This is a genomic window from Falsiroseomonas sp. RANM36, from assembly GCF_056682175.1.
Genome location: NZ_JBWXTD010000004.1, coordinates 264400 through 264987, shown reverse-complemented (window position 1 = coordinate 264987; position 588 = coordinate 264400). Strand labels below are relative to the sequence as shown.

The window sequence follows — 588 nt, the reverse complement described above, 5'->3', positions numbered from 1 at the left end:
GCGCCGCCGCGGGCGGGGGGGGGGGCGGGCCCCCCCCCCCGCCCCGCGCCCCCCCCCCGGCCCCGCCTGCTACGGCCGCGGCGGCGAGCGCCCGACGACGACGGACGCGCATGTCGTGCTCGGCCACCTGCCGCCGCGCCTGCTGGGCGGGCGCATGGTGCTGGACGCCGCGCGCGCCGAGGGCGCGGTTCGCCGCCATGTCGCGGAACCGCTGGGCATGACGCTGCACGACGCCGCGCGCGGCATGCTGACCATCCTCGATCACGCGATGGTCGGCGCGATGCGTGTGGTCTCGGTGGAGCGCGGGCATGATCCGCGCGACTTCGCCCTCGTCGCCTTCGGCGGCGCCGGCCCGCTGCACGGCGCGGCGCTGGCCGATCTGCTCGGCATCCGCACCGTCGTCGTGCCGCGACATCCCGGCGTGCTCTGCGCGCAGGGCCTGCTGGCGGCCGATCTCGGCACGGAGTTCACCCGAAGCCTGCCGCGTGGCCAGGCGGCGGGCGACGCCGCGGGCGCCGCGGCCCGGCGGGGAGCAGGAGGCGCGGGCACGCGGAGGGTGGGGCGCGGAAGCCGGGCCGGAAGCGGCGC

Annotated in this window: 1 protein-coding gene; it reads left to right on the top strand. The window is 80.4% G+C overall.

The window, feature by feature from the left end:
• Window positions 1-588: hydantoinase/oxoprolinase family protein (locus AC1MIR_RS15075; protein ID WP_480029551.1), on the top strand; the 588-nt coding region annotated here is incomplete at both ends.